Source organism: Saprospiraceae bacterium, assembly GCA_016709995.1.
Lineage (GTDB): Bacteria > Bacteroidota > Bacteroidia > Chitinophagales > Saprospiraceae > JADJLQ01.
Genome location: JADJLQ010000001.1, coordinates 1451974 through 1469261, shown reverse-complemented (window position 1 = coordinate 1469261; position 17288 = coordinate 1451974). Strand labels below are relative to the sequence as shown.

Here is a 17288-nt window from a genome sequence, read left to right as displayed (position 1 = left end):
AGGGTAGGGGCCAAATAACAAATGAAGTTGAATAACTCACCAGGGGGCCCAATTTGGGGCTAAAGCGAATATTCCAATGCATTTTATGCAGTATATTTTCGACTGATTTAAACGTTATGTCCTTTGCAGATAGTATGATACCATGATTTGACGGAAAAAATAATATATTTGTGCCGCTTTTTAAATATATATATACAAAAAAAATAATATGTTAGGTAAAGGTTTAGTGAAGTTTTTCTTCATACTGCTGGTTGTAGTATGCTTGATGCAATATTTATTCATGTTGCCGACCAAACGGATAGAAAACAGGGCTGATCGATATGCTCAGGAATTGGCGGATGCTTTACCCGATAGTATCAAAGGGGAGACTGCTTATAAAGATTTCAGGACCAGATATTTGGATTCTGTATCTGATGTAGTCGCCTTTAGTATACCGGGCATGAAGAAATATAGCTATGAAGAGCTCAAACGCCAACAGTTAGCACTTGGATTGGACTTAAAAGGTGGTCTTCAGACTACGCTCAATGTCGATCTTAAAGATTTTTTGATCAGACTTTCAAAAGATAGTAAAGATCCGGATTTCCTCCTGGCACTTGACAATGCGGAAAAAGCATTGTCCAATGACAACCGGAATTTCATACTCATTTTTGGAGAAGAGTTTGCTAAAGTAGCGAAAGGCAAAAAACTTTCTGCTATTTTTCAACGTGACCCAGGATTAAGAAGCCAAATCAACCTGGAGACCTCAGATGCAACCGTACTTAATATACTTCGAACCAAAGCAGACGAGACTGTCAAATTGACTTTTGACCGTTTGAAAAACAGGATAGATAAATTTGGGGTAATCCAGCCCAATGTGTCCCTTGATGCAGCCAGAGACCAGATCTCAGTAGAGTTGCCTGGTATTGAGAATCCTGAGCGGGCTCGAAGATTATTACAAACCACCGCTAAACTTGAATTCTGGGATGTCTATCGGGCAGGTGATCCTGCTTTGACTTCTCCAAGTATATTGAATGCCATCGTAGATGCTGATGGTCTGCTTAAAAAAACGATGGGGGAAGATACCATAGCTGTTGACACTGTTCTAAATATTGATACTGCTTACACCCAGGTTTTTGATTCCATTGGTAATGTAGTTGATTCAACGATGAGGATCGATACCTTACCTGCTTCTGCGGATCCATTGGCTAACAGAGGCCCTCTGCTGAGGATATTTACTCCAAACTTTGTCAATCAAGATAGAACTAATTTTACATTTTCACCTTCGGTGATGGGTGTTGCGGAAAGCCACATGAAGAATACGATCTCGAGCTACCTGGCTGATCCTGCAGTTATGGCGATGTTTCCCAAAGATCTTGAGTTTCGTTGGGCTGCTAAGCCGGTGAGCCTTACCAGCACAGACGAAGGAGAAAAATCCAATATGTATTATCTGTATGCGATACATAAAAAGCGAGGATCTGATGTAGCGCCTATAGAAGGGGATAGAATCATAGATGCTAAACCATCCAGCAATCAACAAGGCCAGACGACAGTGACTCTTAAAATGGACAATGCCGGATCCAAAGTATGGGCAGACATGACTACCAAGGCTGCACAGGATAATAACAGGGAAGTAGCTATTTGTTTGGATGATGAAGTGGTGTCATGTCCTAGTGTAAATGGACCTATTACCGGTGGTGACACTGAAATCACAGGTAGTTTTACAGTACAAGAGGCTACAGATCTGGCTAATATCTTACAAGTAGGTAAATTACCTGCCAAGACAAAAATTGTTGCCGAATCTTTGATCGGTCCTTCTTTAGGTAAAGACAATATCCGTCGTAGCTTATTGGCCATGGCTATTGGCTTTTTTATTGTTTTGGCCTTTATGATATTTTATTATGGCAGTGGAGGTTTGGTTTCTATTATTGCTTTGATCGCCAACTTATTTTTTATAATCGGAGCGTTGGCATCACTGGGTACAGTGCTTACATTGCCAGGTATCGCAGGTATTGTGTTGACTACGGGTATGGCAGTAGATGCTAACGTAATCATTTATGAACGGATCAGGGAAGAGCTGAGAGCTGGCAAATCACTGCTGACTTCCATTGCAGAAGGATTTAAACATTCGATGTCCGCCATTCTAGACTCCAACATGACTACCTTGTTGATAGGTATTGTTTTGATATATTTTGGCACGGGTCCTTTGAAAGGATTCGGTACTGTATTGATAGTCGGTATCATATTTACTGTTTTCACTGCATTATTATTATCCAGGTTGATGATTGACTATTGGGTTGGCAAAGGCAAGGATATTAGTTTCTGGACTTCCAAAACAAAAGATTTATTTACCCATATCAGTTTTGACTGGATTGGCATCAGAAAGAAAGCCTATATGTTTTCTGGAGCACTGATTCTTTTAGGATTGATATCTATTTTCACCAGAGGGTTTGACTTGGGCGTTGATTTTAAAGGTGGATATTCTTACAATATTGATTTTGGAGCTTCGGGTATATCTTCTGAACAGGTCAGAAATACATTATCCACCACATTACCCGGCTCTCCGGTTATCAAAGCCGTAGATGTATCCAATACTTATAATATCACTACCAGTTATTTGATCAATGATCTTGAAGCAGATGCGCCTGATCGTGTACTTGCTAAGATTCTGGATGGTTTAAAAGGCCTGCCTGGTGCAGAAAATCTTACTTTGGATCAACTAAAAAATCCTGATGGTACTGGCATCCATATCACCAGTTTTACCAAAGTAGGCCCAACAATAGCAGATGACATCAGGGCAAGTGCTATTTGGTCCACCATTGTTGGATTATTGGTAATCTTTTTATATATCCTGGTGCGTTTTAACAAGTGGCAGTATAGTTTGGGTGCTACAGTGGCTTTAGCGCATGATGTATTGATCACCGTAGGTTTGTTTTCACTGCTTCACGGATGGTTTCCTATATCGCTTGAGATAGATCAGGCTTTCATAGCTGCAATTTTGACCTTGATTGGTTATTCCATCAATGACACCGTGATTGTATTTGATAGGATCAGAGAATATATGGGGCACTATACAACTTTGACTTCTTCTGAAGTAATTAATAAAGCCATCAACAGCACCTTGGCCAGAACGATCATTACTTCACTTACTGTATTCTTTACCATTTTCGTACTATTGTTGTTTGGAGGTTCGTCCATTAAGGGATTTGCCTTTGCGATGACTGTGGGTGTCGTAGTAGGTACCTATTCCTCCATCTTTATTGCTTCACCGATCCTGGTAGATTTTGCAATGGGTGAAAAAAAAATCAAAGCAAATAGCAATACACCCGATCAAAAAGTGAAAAATGCACCAGCAACCACTCCTTTAAAGGTTAAATAATAAACAAAACACTTCTTTGCCAAAGAGCTTGCTTGATTACCAGGCAAGCTCTTTGTAATTTTAGTAATTATTATTTTACATGACGCAAGTTATTAGCATAAGAATGGCTTTAAGTTGGGTGGCCCTGATTCTTGTTTTTATGGCATGTAAAGTTGTAGAAAAGGCAAAGACAGGGGCTGACGCTTTTAACCGCAAACAATATTTTATTTCTGCAGCTTTATACGAAAAAGAATTTGAAGCAAACTCGAATCAAAGCTCTAAAGCCAAGCTGGCTTATGGTGCAGCAGTGTCACACCAAAAAATCAATGAGACAGCCCAGGCTATGCAGTGGTTTAAAGAAGCTGCCAATCTGGATTTTGGAGATGTTGCCTGGAAAGAGTATGGCCTGGCTCAAATCCAGTTAGGAGATTATGAAGGCGCTATTCGCACCTATGAGACGGTGCTGAATAAAAAGGGCAATTCGGAAGAGTTCAAATTATTGGTTTCTACTGCAAGGCAGGGGCTGATGATGGCACAAGAGAAATTAAATATCTACAAAGTAATGCCTCTGGCATTGAATACCGCTGCTTCTGAATACGCACCCAGCATTGATCCTAAAGGCAATCTTGTGTTTACCTCAGATCGACCTTCTGTAACAGGTGAAGATGTATATAAATGGACAGGAAGAAAATTTTCAGATTTATTTTCTGGTCAACCAGATGGAGCGGAAACCACTTCTTTCTCCGCAGACCTCAACACCGTAGCCAATGAAGGCACCTCCTGTTTTAACCATAGCGGAAATGTTATTTTATTTACACGGTGTGGTTTTACCACTACTACTACAGATGCATATTGTAAGTTGTTTATCTCTACCATCAATGGAGGCAAATGGGCAGAGCCACAAGCGTTGCCATTTCAAAAAGAAGAGGTCAACTATATGCATCCCTGTTTTGCAGCCAATGATTCTGTCATCTTTTTTGTGTCAGATGATGCTCGAGGCGAGGGCGGTACGGATATTTATTATTCAGAGTGGAATGATGATCAATGGCAAACCCCGGAACGACTGGGTCGAAGAATAAACTCTGCCAGTAATGAAAAATTTCCTTTTATGTTTCATGATACCCTCTATTTCGCTTCTGACAAACTTGGCGGTTTGGGAGGGCTGGATATCTATAAATCGTTTGTAAACGATAAAGGCGAATGGCAACCACCCATCAATTTGAAGTCACCTATCAATAGCAATGAGGATGATTTTGGACTTGTCGTAGACGAAGCCGCATCCACTCAGACCCTCAAAGGGTACTTTACTTCGTCCCGGTTAGGTGGCGCCGGCAAAGATGATTTATATCGATTTGAGCGCATGCAAACAGACGAATCAGTATTATTTGCCAATAAGGAGTCCAAAGACACGGTGACGAAATCCAAAGAAATCAAATATCTGTTATACTTATCTATCATTGTTGTGCAGGCTGTACATCAAAATCCGGAAGACCCTAATAGTCCGGTTATCGAGAAAAAACCGCTCCCAAACTCTTTGGTATTACTGCGTGAAGGCAATACACCTTTCCAGGTCCCGACCAATGAACGAGGGAATGCACTTCGTGAAATAAAATTTGATCAGGATTATTTTGTTTTGGCCACCTTTCCTGGTTTGTTAAATGCTAGTAAAACATTGACTACCAGGGAAATAAAGGATTCTGCTCAGCCTGTAAAAACGTTGCAGGTCGAGATCATGCTGGATAAAGTCTACTCAGGTAAAGAAGTGCTTATTCCAGACATCTATTATGATTTGGACCAATGGCTTATCAGGAAAGATGCTGAGCCCCCGCTCAACCAATTGGTTCAATTGTTAAAAGATAATCCTCGAATTAAGATCCAGCTTTCATCACATACTGATTGCCGTGCCACAGATGCTTATAATCTGGAACTGTCACAGAAAAGGGCTCAGTCTGCAGTTGAATACCTCATTAAAAATGGTATTGCACAGACTCGACTTACTCCAAAAGGATATGGAGAATCGCAGCTCGTCAAGACTTGTCCCTGCGAGCAATGCACCGAAGAAGAACATCAGGCCAATCGAAGAACCACTTTCCTTATATTGGAGTAAGCGTCTTGAGAGATTTTAAATCCTGCCAAATTTTAGATTTTAATTCTTTTTGCGCTGCAATATTTTGCAGCAAATCACAGCTATATACTTCAAAAGGAGATACCTTAAAAAGATGATAGTTGACGGCTGGGATAAATAATCCAATGGAGTGGATAGGAATGCCAAAAGAGACTACCAATCTCAGAGATTTGGATGCCCAGAATGCACTGTAGTCATAATGATCTTCTGGCCCGATCTCAAGGTGGAGGCATTCATGGGCATTCCATTCAAAGGCCTGAATCATTTTATCCAAAAAAGCAGAAAGATCAGGAGCCAATTTTGGATGTGCCAGCACAATGGAGGCTTCAGGATTGGAAGCTGCAGGTGAAGGTGTTTTTATATCGTAGTGTTTACTATTTTGTAGAAACTGCATGGTTAATGGTAAGGCAACAAAAATAGGTTGACTGATCCGAAATTTGAAATCTGAATGCAAGATACGCTGATGTGGAGGGATTTAAGGGGCGTAGAGTAATACCCAGATCAGAGGTGAAAACGGCTACCAAAGGCTGAAAAAATATTAAAAATGCTATCATTCTTCTAATCTCTGAAGCATGATAAAAGACTCTAACAGTAAAAAAACGAATTTCCTTATATTTGCAGGTATACTATAACTTTCTAAATATGACTTATCCTATTAAAATCGAAAAAACAAAAAACTCCAGACTGCCTGAGGTAGACCTGGAGCGTGTACCTTTTGGTAAAGTTTTTACTGACCATATGTTTGTGGTGGATTATGTCAATGGAAAGTGGATCAATGCTGAAATCAAGCCAACCCAGGCACTTCCAATGCATCCTGCCAATCTGACTTTGCATTATGGACAAGCCATTTTTGAAGGCATGAAAGCAACTAAAGACATCAATGGCCAGCCTGTTTTGTTCAGGCCTGAGCTCAATGCCCGGAGGCTTAATTTTTCTGCTCGTAGAATGTGTATGGCAGAGCTTCCTGAAGCACTGTTTTTAGAAGCTTTAAATACATTAATCGATCTCGATTCAGATTGGATACCACAGGGAGAAGAAGGGGCTTTATACATCAGGCCGTATATGTACGCTCTTGATAGTTTTATCGGTGTCTCCCCTTCAGAATCATACCGTTTCGTGATCATGTTATTGCCTGTAGGTCCTTATTATTCCACTCCTGTAAAATTGTGGGTAGAACGAGTATTTGCCCGCGCGGTAAAAGGCGGCACCGGCGAAGCCAAAGCTGCTGGCAATTATGCTGCTTCACTTTATCCGGCAAAACTGGCCAGACAAAAAGGCTATGATCAATTGTTGTGGACGGATGCCATACATCATAAGTGGATCGAGGAGAGTGGGACGATGAATGTATTTTTTGTTATTGATGAGTTGGTGGTAACCCCGTCTTTAGAGGGCTCTATTCTTCATGGTATCACCAGGGATTCAGTCATTACGCTTTTGAGAGACAAAGGATATGAAGTGCAAGAAAGACCTGTCAGCATAGACGAGCTTATTATAGCTTATCAAAAAGGGATTCTGAAGGAAGGATTTGGGGTAGGTACTGCAGTAGTGGTCATCCCATTCCAGTCTATCACCGATGGTGACCTTACCATGGAATTACATCCTGAATCATTCCAGATAGCTCCTATGCTCAAAGCAGAGATCAATGGGATTAAAAAAGGATTATTACCTGACAAGCATGATTGGGTCAAGCGTGTGCAAGCTGATGAAGCAGTCGCTGCACATTAATTCATGCCTGGATCGTTTTTTTTTATAAATATTCATGTTGACCATAAGGCCTGATTCTCTATTTCAGAATCTTGAATTTGACAAAATTTCAAATTTAGTCAGAGATCTATGCCTTATCGGGGATACAAGAACTACTTACTTTCCACTTACTCTTTATGTGGACAAAACCACCCTGGATCAACAGCTGGATGAAGTACAAGAATGCAAAAGGGCTTATGAGCAAAGTGCTTTGATTCCCATCAAGTCTTGTCAGTCTATTCAACAAACATTAGAATATATTTCAGTAGAAGATTACGCGTTAGACCACGAAGCACTTTTATTGGTGTTGGCAGTACTGGTCAATCTGGAGGAGTTAAAGACATATTTTAATGACCCTGCTGTTGTTGAGTTAAGTCCTCTGGCATATAATCAGTTTGTGACCCTGGCCTATGAATCTAGTCTGTATGAAGAATTTAAGAAAATCTTTGACGATCATGGTCAAGTCCGGCCGGATGCGTCACCCGAACTCAAGACGATAGCTAGGAGTCTGAAGTCCAAGGAGCATGAAATAGACCAGGTATTTAAGTCCTTACTTGCTGAATATAGAAAGAATGGATGGTTGAGTGAGTCTGGTGAAAGTATTAGGAATAATAGAAGGGTAGTCGCTGTCAATGCGGAGCATAAGCGCAAATTGCGGGGCATTATCCACGACGAATCCTCTACAGGCCGCACGACCTATATTGAGCCTGAAGCCATTCTCGAAAAGAACAATGAACTTTTTGAATTGGAGATTGAATACCAAAAAGAAATATATCGGTTATTCAAGTTATTGAGCCAGAAATGTCATAGTCAGGTTGATATGTTGAGGACAGCATGGGAAGTGCTCCTACATTTTGATTTTGTTAGAGCCAAAACTTTACTGTCAGCGAGGTATGCAGGCTGTCGACCAGAGATATATGATCGTCCTCAGTTAAAGATTAAATCGGGACGCCATCCTTTATTGTTGCTCAAAAATCAGCCTTTAAAAAAACCAACGATCCCTTTTGATTTAATACTATTGGGTGAAAACAGGATATTGATACTAAGTGGTCCTAATGCTGGCGGTAAATCAGTAGCTATGAAAGCTGGTGTCCTGATCCAGATGATGTTGCAGTCAGGCCTGCTGATACCAGTGCATGAAGCCAGCGAGATGGGGCTTTTTCATAGTTTTCTTGGTGATATCGGAGATCATCAGTCTTTGGAAGAAGATTTGAGTACCTACAGCTCCAGGTTATTATTGATGAAACAATTTATGGAGGTGGCAGACGAACGAAGTTTGATTTGTATCGATGAATTTGGTTCAGGGACCGATCCTAAGCTCGGGGGGGCTATCGCCGAAGCCATCTTGTTGGCCCTAAATAAGAAAAAAAGTCTTTGGTATCATTACGACGCATTATTCCAATCTCAAAGTATTGGCCTATAAGACCAAGGGATTACTCAATGGAGCTATGGTGTTTGATACAGAGTTGCTAAAACCAACTTTTCAATTGAAAGTGGGTAGACCCGGCAGTTCCTATGCTTTTGAGGTAGCCACCAGAAGCGGCCTGGACCCAATCGTTATAGAACAAGCGAAGCAAAGGACCCACCAGGATCAGAAAGAACTCGAAGAACTTTTAATCGAGCTCCAACGCGATAAAGCCTTGCTGGAAGAACAAGTGACAAGATCTAAAGAGAAAGAAGACCGATTAGATAAACTCATTAAAACCTATGAACAACTTGCAGCCGACTTTGAGATCAAGCGCAAAAAACTCAAGCTGGAGCAAAAATCCTGGGAGGTAAATGCAACCAAAGAAATAGCCCATAAAGTAGATAAAGCCCTCAGAGAAGTTAAATCGACTCAATTAAAGAATCCTGTCCAAGTCCAAAATCAGAAGCAACACCAGAAGATTAAGATTGAGGCATTGACTACAGAGGTAAAATCTTTGGATATGGAGATAGCTGCTCTTGAAAAAATACATTCCAAACCAATTGTAGTGGGTAGCCATGTCAAACTTAAGAATGGTTCAGAGATCGGGCAGGTCCTGTCCATGCGCAATGGATTGTCAGAAGTGGCTATTGGGTCGATCCAGTTGAATATTGCTACCAGAGACCTGATCGCCGTACGATCACCAGTGGAGGATGCTCTGCCCTTGAAGACTAAGACTATACTCGTCGAAGAAAAAAAAGTAGAGAGCAGCCTTGATTTGAGAGGGATGAGTAAGGCACAAGCTATAGAACTATTAGAAAACTACCTTGATAGGGCCTTACTGAGTAATGTCCATGAAGTCAAAATATTGCATGGCAAAGGTACCGGCATCCTGAGAGATGTGGTCAGGTCTCAAGCGAGACAGTACAAAGCCATTAAAAATATTTTGCATCCTCCGGAAGAAGCCGGTGGAGATGGAATATCTATTTTGCAAATTGGATGAACCAGGGTCATCCATCAGCTTTGATCAAAGCCTAAAATGTTTCTACACCTGCAAAATGAAAAGCGGATTCAATAGCTGCATTTTCATCAGAGTCAGAACCGTGCACTGCATTTTCACCCACATTTTTTGCATAAAGTGCTCTAATAGTACCGGGAGCAGCTTTAGCAGGATCAGTGGCTCCAATGAGGGACCTGAAGTCGTCGACGGCATTTTCTTTTTCAAGTATGGCAGCAACGATAGGGCCAGAACTCATAAAATCGACGAGTTCGCCATAAAATGGTCTTGCTTTGTGCACTTCATAGAATCGTCCGGCAGTCTCCTGTGACAATCGGGTAAGTTTCATAGCGACTATCTTAAAACCAGCCTGGTTGATATGATTTAGTATGGCGCCGATATGACCAGAAGCTACTGCGTCTGGTTTGATCATGGTAAAAGTCCTGTTATTGCTCATTAAATATTTTTTTTGCGCGGCAAAGGTAATATCAATTGACCAATAAAAGCCTTCGAATTAGTTTATTTTGACGATATTTGCGGCGCTTTATGGAAGATTTATTAGAGGTGCGTCGAGCCCTCGCGTTTCCTCAAAATATCGTGATCTTATCCCATCGTAATCCCGATGGTGATGCTATCGGTTCATGTCTGGCCTGGATGCTTTATTTGAGTGGACGAGGACATAAAGTAAATGTGATATTGCCCAGTGAGTACCCACTCAATTTTAGTTGGATGTCCCGAGCAGACGAAATCATTATTTTCGATACCCATGCCGAACGTGCCAAAGAATTGGTGGATGTAGCTTCTATGATATTTTGTCTTGATTTTAATGCTTTGGACAGGATCGATAAAATGGGTGAATGGGTTCGACTCAGCAAAGCCACGAAGGTGATGGTGGACCATCATATTGATCCAGAGCCCTTTTCTGATCTCATGATCTCTGATCCCTCTGCCAGTGCAACCTGTGAGCTGATTTTTGATATGATTTCTGAGTTGGGTCATGAAGCTTTCATCACACCGGATATAGCAGAATGTCTTTACACAGGGATCTTGACTGATACCGGTAATTTTGCACACGCCTTGTCGCCGAAGTTAATGCGTAAAGCGGCACGCCTGCTCGAATTGGGGGTAGACAATGACAGACTCCAGGTGCTTTTATTCAAGAACGCTCCGGAAAAACAACTTCGTTTACTGGGTTATTGCCTGTATCACCGCATGGAGATCTTGCCGGAATATCTGACCGGATATATTTACCTGACTAAGGAAGATTATGCTAAATTTTCGATATCCAGAGGAGATACGGAGGGGATCGTCAATTATTTGTTGACACTGAAGGATGTGATGATTGCCGCCCTAATCACAGATCAAAACGGCATCATTAAATTTTCTTTTAGGTCCAAAGGGGATATCTCCGTTCAAAGTATGTCCAGAGAACATTTTAATGGTGGAGGACACAAGAATGCAAGTGGAGGATATCAACACACCAGTCTCAAAGAAGCTATTGAAAAATTCAAATTAGTCATACCTAAGTACGCTGATTTTAAACCATTGATCAATTCAAATTAATTCTATCAAAAATGACAAATAAAATAATTTTAATTCTCTTGTTGCCTTTGATGTTGCTCAACGCATGCAAGAAAGATGCCGGTTCACTCAAGACCGTCATGGGTTATGGGTACGATATACTCAAAACGAACAAAGGCCGCAAAGCCAAGACTGGCGATCATGCCTATTTTAATATTGTAACTATGGCAGGGGATTCTGTGCTGGAGGATACACATATATATCCTTTTACTCCTACATTAAGATTAGAGGCTAAGCCTCCTCGTGAGATAGCAGCGATCGTGGATATGCTCAATGAAATGTCTATTGGCGACAGTGTGGTATTGCATGTTCCTATTGATTCATTGCCATTCGCCAGTATAGAATTTCAAAGTTATAAAGAGATAAAACACCTGATCAACCTGATTGACCTTAAATCTGATGCTGAATTTGAAAAAGATATGGAGTCCCGCAATGCGATCATTCATGCATTGGCAGATTCTTTACAAGGCTTGGATTCTATGCAAAGAGCCAGACTGTCCGGAATTATCCGGGATTATAATGCTAAAAAACTGGATGCTCAATTAAAAACCACTGATAAAGGAGTAAAGTATATAATCCTTCAGGAAGGCACCGGTTTGATGCCTGAGTCAGGTGATATGATCGAGGTCAATTATACCGGAGCGCTTGGAAATGAATTGGTATTTGACTCGTCCTTTCCAAGAGGTCAACCCTACGTATACCGTATCAACACAGGTCAGGTAATTAAAGGTTGGGATGATGGTCTTTCCAACTTTAAGGAGGGTACTGAAGCTATTTTATTCATACCATCTGCGATGGGATATGGTGCTACCGGGTCATCTCCGAATATTCCTCCAGATTCTGAGTTGATTTTTTATGTCAACCTATATAAGGTCCGTAAAATGTAATATCTTTTTTTTAAAATATTAAAATTCTGATCAATGACGATAGAACAATTAAAATCACTAAATGAGCGACAGGCTTCGCTAAGGAGGTTTCTTTGACATCGGGACACGACTCCACGATATAGAAGATAAAGAACTTCAAACTTTTAATCCTGATTTCTGGAATGACCATGTCAAGGCTCAGACCATACTAAAGGAAATCAAATTAAATAAAAAATGGGTAGCCAACTATAAAGTCATCGAAGATGAAATGGATGAGCTCAACCTGCTTTTTGAATATTCCAAAGAAGGCGAAGCTACAGAAGTTGAAGTAGACAACAAATATCAGCATTGTATTGCAGTACTGGACGATGCTGAATTCAGGTCTACCCTCAATCAACCCCAGGACTCATTAGGTTGTATTCTGGAAATCAATGCCGGTGCGGGCGGTACCGAAAGTTGCGACTGGTCTGAGATGCTTTACCGTATGTATATGATGTGGGCGGAAAAAAATGACTATAAAGTTTCTGAGTTGTATAGAGTAGATGGCGATGTAGCAGGCATCAAGAGTGCTGGATTGGAAATATCCGGTGATTTTGCCTTCGGCATGCTCAAAGGTGAGAATGGAGTACACCGCCTTGTGCGTGTCAGCCCATTTAACTCACAGGGAAAACGTATGACTTCTTTTTCCTCGGTATTTGTGCATCCGATGATTGATGACACGATTGAGATCAATGTCAATCCGGCTGACCTGGATTGGGATACTTTTAGATCCAGCGGGGCAGGTGGTCAGCATGTCAATAAAACCGAATCTGCTGTGAGAGTACGCCACTTGCCGTCAGGCATCGTGGTAGAATGCCAGCAAGAGCGTTCGCAACATCAGAATAGAGATAAAGCTATCCAGATGCTCAAATCAAGGCTTTACGAGGCCGAGCTTGAACGCCAACTTCAAGCAAAAGGAGTAGTCGAAGCCGGCAAAATGAAAAACGAATGGGGTAGTCAGATCAGATCTTATGTACTCGATGACCGTCGGGTAAAAGATCATCGTACCGGCCATACGGATTATAATACGGACGGGGTGCTGAATGGCAATCTCAATGGATTTATCAAAGCTTTTCTCATGTGGGATCAAGATGTTATTGGTTCTGATGAGGAGTGAGGGTGAGGTAGGAGGTGTGAGGTGTGAGGTGTGAGGATTGAGTATGTCTTTTGAGTTTGAGTTTTGAGTTACATTTATTGTTGATTTTTGAAGTTGGGAGTATGTAAGAATACTGGTTAAAATTAAAATTAAAGTTCAAGTTCAAAAGCAAAATTCAAGTTCAATGATCAAAAGCAAAGTTCAAAAACAAATTAAAGTTCTCATCCACAATTAACTAAATGAATAAATCTGAAATACTGGCTGATCGACTCGAAGAAGTAATCTATGACAGCCCATGGTATGGTCAAAATATCAATGATATACTATCGAAGATCAATGCGACGCAAGCACTCATTCGCATCAATAACCAACACAGTATTGCTGAAATATTGCAACATATGACTGTGTGGAAAAGATTTGCTTATCAAAAAACTTTTGGCGATAAAGAATTTGATATCCGGGCAAATGATGAGACTGATTGGAAAATTATCGAATCCCTTTCAGAAGGAGAGTGGGGGACAATCATTCTGGAGTTTATGAGTATAACAGGTGAATTGATCCAGGCCTTAGGTCAGTTGAGTGCAGCCAGCTATGACAAAAAAGTGCCGGGGAGAGATTATACTTATGATCATATGTTATTTGGTATAGTGGACCATGATATTTACCACATTGGTCAGATTGCTTTATTGTCAAAATTGGTTACCGATGAGATTTAAAGAACCAGCCGGCCTCAATCATGTGGCTGATTTTCATGATTTATTTGATGCTCCTATTTTGGAGACTCCTACGATTCCAGCTGCAGATCGCTGTATCCTACGGATTAATTTGCTCCAGGAGGAACTCAATGAATTGAAAGAAGCCATAGCAGATAATGATATGGTGGGAATAGCTGATGCCCTGGGTGATATACAATATGTGTTGTCAGGAGCGATCCTGGAGTTTGGCTTAGGTGAAAAATTTGCAGCTATTTTTGATGAGATTCAAAGATCAAATATGAGCAAGACCTGCCCAAGTTTAGAAATTGCAGAACAAACTGCGAAATATTATGAAACTGAAAAAGGATTTGAAATCAAGATAATTCAAAAAGGAGATGTCTACCTGGTCTATAGATTGTCTGATTTTAAAGTCCTTAAATCCATCGCCTACTCAGAGGCAGATCTGGCTAGCATAATTGCAGAGTAATAGCACACAATTAAAAACCCTGCCTTCCATTTAAAAAAGCAGGGTTTGAAGGTCAATAATAATTCAAATTTATCTCACCACCAGGCCGGAAGCTCTGGCAGGCAGTCCGCCATCTTCATCGATCTGTGTGAGGCGACCATTTGATTTTACAGAATAGGATATTATAGCACTGTTTCCTCTGGCCAAAACATATAGATTTCTTGAATTTTTATCCATTGCTGCATCGATAGGGCCTGCATTGGTAGGGGTGCTGGCACCACCATTAGCCAAACTCAGATGCCCATAACCTGAGACTGAGAGCGAAGTGATATCATTGCTACCGGTATTAGTGGCATATACCGTTTTACCATTATTATCTGCTACCACCCAGCATGCAGCTGATCCATTGGTAGCGAATGGACCTTCTATCAACGTAACAGTTCCAATTGGATTGATTCGATAGGATGAAATCGTGCTGGCTCCTGCTGCGCCACCAGCGGCTTCACTTACCAAAAATGTTTTAGGAGAGGTGAAATAAAACCCAAATGGGGTAGCACCGGCTGAAGGAATAGTATGGATATTTCCAGTGTTGCCATGATTGTCAACTGAAAACGAAGATATGCTGTTGGTTGCTTTTTCGGTAATGACCAGGACTGTCCCATTAGGGCTAAAGGATATTTGAGCAGGCCCTGAAGCATCTGTACTTAAAGATTTGATTGAGTTTGGCAAAGGGCTCAAATGTCCGGTGCCGTTAAAAGTAAAACCAGCTATATTGCCAGTTCCTCCAGCATTAACTACAAACACCCTTCCTCTGGATGAAGAGATACTAATAGGGGTAGAGCCACCTGAAGCAATTCTATCGACATATCGCAGGCTTCCATCATTTCTCACAAAAAATGCAGAGATATCATTGCTGCCGGGATTAACAGTCAAAAGAATTCTGCCCCAATCATCTATAGCCACCGCGCCCTGACTTCCCAGTCCTGCGCCGTTTCCGGTCCCACCGGTGGCATATCTGGCTAATTCGTTAAGCTTTCCATCAGATCCCCGGCTAAAAGCAATCACCTGGTTTTCGTTGATTTCGTTAGACATAATATAGACCGTCGATCCAGCAGAATACGATGATCGAGATTCTAATGGATTGGATGCCTTGGAGGTCACATCCTCTTGTTCGAGTTGGTGCAATAAGGAAAGATAGTTTTGTTCAATTGGGTTGGCAAGTGCAGCAGACTCTTCAGCTTTCGAAGATGTGGTGATCTCATCTTTGTTGCAAGCGGTAGAAAACAAAGCAACTACGGAGAGGTAGATCATTAATTTTAAGATTTTCATGTTGTTGAAAGTTTTTGAAGTGAATAAAAATATTTGCTGCAATGATCTGCACCCGGTATCACATAGGTATCACGTATTTATCACAATTTATCACAGAGCTGTTTTTCTGTGATTAAGGATCAGGTAGAACCAACTCCACCAAAGCGATAAATCTAAGTCGGAGTGCAACTCCTCCGGAGTGACTGGGCATTACGCTTTCGGCGTAAAACTCTTCCTGATCGTTAAATCCAGGTTGGAGTGCAACTCCTCCCGAATGAGATGGAATAAATTAAAGCTGCAGTAGTAAATCTGGGTCGGATTGAAACTCATCCTAAACGACTGGGCATTGTACTAATGCGTCGGAGTATAACTCCTCCCTGAGCACGTACACCTTCATAAGCAGACAGGGAAAATTAGGTCAAAAGCTATCAGCCCAAATAATTGAAATAAAAAAAGCCTTTGCTGCGTGGCAAAGGCTTTGAGTATATTTTTAAAAGAAAAAAATTACAACCATTTTTTGACTGCAGGCTCTAAGGCATCTCCCCTTAAATTAGTACCTACAATCACGCCATCCTTATTAAGCAAATAGGCTCTTGGGATAGCATCTACGCCGTACAGTCTTCCGGCAGCACTGTTCCAATGTTGAAGATCGCTCACATGATTAGGCCAGCTAAGATGATCCGCTGCGATGGCAGACTTCCAGTTTTCCATAGCACCGGGTCTGTCCAATGAAACACTATAGACTGTAAATCCTTTGTCTTTATACTTATTATAGACGCTGACTACGTTGGGATTTTCTCTTCGACATGGACCGCACCAGCTAGCCCAAAAATCCAGTAGCACTACCTTGCCTCTGAGCGAATTGAGCTCTATGATTTTACCATCAGGATTGGGAAGACTGATATTTGGAGCTTCTGATCCTTCTTTGACAAGCATCTTACTTTCGTTGGCCATCATATCTCGTTCCATTGAAGTGGTCAGGCCATCCAGTTCAGTGGTATAAGGGCTTTTTGGATATTTTTCACGCAGTTTGTTGACGATGCCTTTGAGCATGTCTATATCTTCTCTTGATTGGGTCACATTGCCAAGCGCAAAAAACAGTGAAGTCAACGGGTTGGATGCATTGGCAATTTCTTTTTTTAAATCTGCCAGGCCGATTTCTTTATTGAATAACTTGCCAGTCAATTCATTTACTTTAATCGATTCGGCAGAACCCTTAATAATGGTTTTCCCCTGATCCATATCTGCTAAGGATCCGTTGATTTCAATATTCTTTTCTGTCCCATCCAATATCAGATTTACATTTCTGCTCCCTATTCTGATTCTATAGATACCTGGATCTAGTGGAGCATCAGTGGTAATATTAAACTTGCCGCTACCATTGACTTCAGATTGTGAGATGACTTCAATTTTTCTGGATACCATAGGCAGCTTGTCTAAAAAGACCCGCAAATCAGAAGCATCACTGATTTTTCCCTTAATTGTAATCCCTTTAGATGAAGTACCTGCACAATCAAGTATCAGGAAAACACTGAACATCACGAGTGAAAACTGAAAAAAGCGCTTTAACATATTATATAAAAATTTAATGCAAAATTAAGGTTTTTACCTGAAAGATTCAAGGGGTATTTCA

14 protein-coding genes are annotated in these 17288 nt (G+C 41.1%); 10 read left to right on the top strand and 4 right to left on the bottom strand.

Features of this window, described 5'->3' with window-relative positions; translation table 11 throughout:
• The first annotated feature begins 208 nt into the window (after positions 1-208).
• Both secDF and IPJ09_06185 read left to right on the top strand, forming a co-directional pair.
• A complete protein-coding gene (secDF, locus tag IPJ09_06190; protein ID MBK7371016.1) occupies positions 209-3355 on the top strand; it encodes a protein translocase subunit SecDF in 3147 nt (1048 codons plus the stop codon).
• 79 nt (positions 3356-3434) lie between these two features.
• The gene (locus tag IPJ09_06185; GenBank protein MBK7371015.1) at positions 3435-5441 is read left to right on the top strand and encodes an OmpA family protein; all 2007 of its coding nucleotides are present in this window, start codon (positions 3435-3437) and stop codon (positions 5439-5441) included.
• Here the strand turns inward: IPJ09_06185 and IPJ09_06180 are convergent.
• Entirely contained in the window at positions 5428-5853 is a 426-nt protein-coding gene (locus IPJ09_06180) for a hypothetical protein (GenBank protein MBK7371014.1), read from the bottom strand. The genes IPJ09_06185 and IPJ09_06180 overlap by 14 nt on opposite strands.
• 248 nt (positions 5854-6101) lie before the next feature.
• Between IPJ09_06180 and IPJ09_06175 the strand changes: the two genes are divergently transcribed.
• Genes IPJ09_06175 through IPJ09_06165 form a run of 3 tightly spaced genes read left to right on the top strand, consistent with a single transcriptional unit; the run spans position 6102 to position 9610 of the window.
• Complete coding sequence (locus IPJ09_06175; protein MBK7371013.1) at positions 6102-7184, top strand: branched-chain amino acid aminotransferase; 1083 nt, start codon at positions 6102-6104, stop codon at positions 7182-7184.
• A 34-nt stretch (positions 7185-7218) separates the two neighbouring features.
• Positions 7219-8625: a hypothetical protein gene (locus tag IPJ09_06170; protein MBK7371012.1), complete on the top strand. Its 1407-nt coding sequence runs from the start codon at positions 7219-7221 to the stop codon at positions 8623-8625.
• Positions 8615-9610 (top strand): Smr/MutS family protein, encoded by a 996-nt coding sequence (locus IPJ09_06165; protein MBK7371011.1) that lies wholly within the window; start codon positions 8615-8617, stop codon positions 9608-9610. Before IPJ09_06170 ends, IPJ09_06165 begins: the two co-directional genes overlap by 11 nt.
• Positions 9611-9641: 31 nt before the next feature.
• On the opposite strand, the gene IPJ09_06160 is transcribed toward IPJ09_06165, so the two are convergent.
• On the bottom strand, positions 9642-10061 hold the full coding sequence (locus IPJ09_06160; protein ID MBK7371010.1) for a nucleoside-diphosphate kinase: 420 nt from the start codon (positions 10059-10061) through the stop codon (positions 9642-9644).
• Positions 10062-10150: 89 nt separating this feature from the next.
• Between IPJ09_06160 and IPJ09_06155 the strand changes: the two genes are divergently transcribed.
• The 5 genes from IPJ09_06155 (at position 10151) to IPJ09_06135 (ending at position 14368) form a co-directional block, all read left to right on the top strand.
• Positions 10151-11167, top strand: coding sequence for a DHH family phosphoesterase (locus IPJ09_06155; protein ID MBK7371009.1), 1017 nt, complete (start codon positions 10151-10153; stop codon positions 11165-11167).
• An 11-nt stretch (positions 11168-11178) separates the two neighbouring features.
• Positions 11179-12072, top strand: coding sequence for an FKBP-type peptidyl-prolyl cis-trans isomerase (locus IPJ09_06150; protein ID MBK7371008.1), 894 nt, complete (start codon positions 11179-11181; stop codon positions 12070-12072).
• A 33-nt stretch (positions 12073-12105) separates the two neighbouring features.
• Positions 12106-13207, top strand: a protein-coding gene (prfB, locus tag IPJ09_06145; GenBank protein ID MBK7371007.1) for a peptide chain release factor 2 whose coding sequence is annotated in 2 segments (ribosomal slippage) — positions 12106-12165 and positions 12167-13207 — 1101 coding nt in all. Because the reading frame shifts where the segments join, the coding sequence is not laid out codon by codon here.
• Positions 13208-13425: 218 nt separating this feature from the next.
• On the top strand, positions 13426-13902 hold the full coding sequence (locus IPJ09_06140) for a DinB family protein (GenBank protein MBK7371006.1): 477 nt from the start codon (positions 13426-13428) through the stop codon (positions 13900-13902).
• Entirely contained in the window at positions 13892-14368 is a 477-nt protein-coding gene (locus IPJ09_06135) for a nucleoside triphosphate pyrophosphohydrolase family protein (protein MBK7371005.1), read from the top strand. The genes IPJ09_06140 and IPJ09_06135 overlap by 11 nt, the downstream gene beginning before the upstream one ends.
• A 69-nt stretch (positions 14369-14437) precedes the next feature.
• Here the strand turns inward: IPJ09_06135 and IPJ09_06130 are convergent, their stop codons facing one another.
• Together IPJ09_06130 and IPJ09_06125 are read right to left on the bottom strand one after the other, a co-directional pair.
• Positions 14438-15676, bottom strand: coding sequence for a beta-propeller fold lactonase family protein (locus IPJ09_06130; GenBank protein ID MBK7371004.1), 1239 nt, complete (start codon positions 15674-15676; stop codon positions 14438-14440).
• 483 nt (positions 15677-16159) lie between these two features.
• The gene (locus tag IPJ09_06125; protein MBK7371003.1) at positions 16160-17227 is read right to left on the bottom strand and encodes a TlpA family protein disulfide reductase; all 1068 of its coding nucleotides are present in this window, start codon (positions 17225-17227) and stop codon (positions 16160-16162) included.
• Positions 17228-17288: the final 61 nt, after the last annotated feature.

Bases quoted from the DNA above. Each gene is read 5' to 3' on its own strand.
- secDF (MBK7371016.1), top strand. From the start codon at position 209: ATGTTAGGTAAAGGTTTAGTGAAGTTTTTCTTCATACTGCTGGTTGTA.
- IPJ09_06185 (MBK7371015.1), top strand. From the start codon at position 3,435: ATGACGCAAGTTATTAGCATAAGAATGGCTTTAAGTTGGGTGGCCCTG.
- IPJ09_06180 (MBK7371014.1), bottom strand. From the start codon at position 5,853: ATGCAGTTTCTACAAAATAGTAAACACTACGATATAAAAACACCTTCA.
- IPJ09_06175 (MBK7371013.1), top strand. From the start codon at position 6,102: ATGACTTATCCTATTAAAATCGAAAAAACAAAAAACTCCAGACTGCCT.
- IPJ09_06170 (MBK7371012.1), top strand. From the start codon at position 7,219: ATGTTGACCATAAGGCCTGATTCTCTATTTCAGAATCTTGAATTTGAC.
- IPJ09_06160 (MBK7371010.1), bottom strand. From the start codon at position 10,061: ATGAGCAATAACAGGACTTTTACCATGATCAAACCAGACGCAGTAGCT.
- IPJ09_06155 (MBK7371009.1), top strand. From the start codon at position 10,151: ATGGAAGATTTATTAGAGGTGCGTCGAGCCCTCGCGTTTCCTCAAAAT.
- IPJ09_06150 (MBK7371008.1), top strand. From the start codon at position 11,179: ATGACAAATAAAATAATTTTAATTCTCTTGTTGCCTTTGATGTTGCTC.
- IPJ09_06140 (MBK7371006.1), top strand. From the start codon at position 13,426: ATGAATAAATCTGAAATACTGGCTGATCGACTCGAAGAAGTAATCTAT.
- IPJ09_06135 (MBK7371005.1), top strand. From the start codon at position 13,892: ATGAGATTTAAAGAACCAGCCGGCCTCAATCATGTGGCTGATTTTCAT.
- IPJ09_06130 (MBK7371004.1), bottom strand. From the start codon at position 15,676: ATGAAAATCTTAAAATTAATGATCTACCTCTCCGTAGTTGCTTTGTTT.
- IPJ09_06125 (MBK7371003.1), bottom strand. From the start codon at position 17,227: ATGTTAAAGCGCTTTTTTCAGTTTTCACTCGTGATGTTCAGTGTTTTC.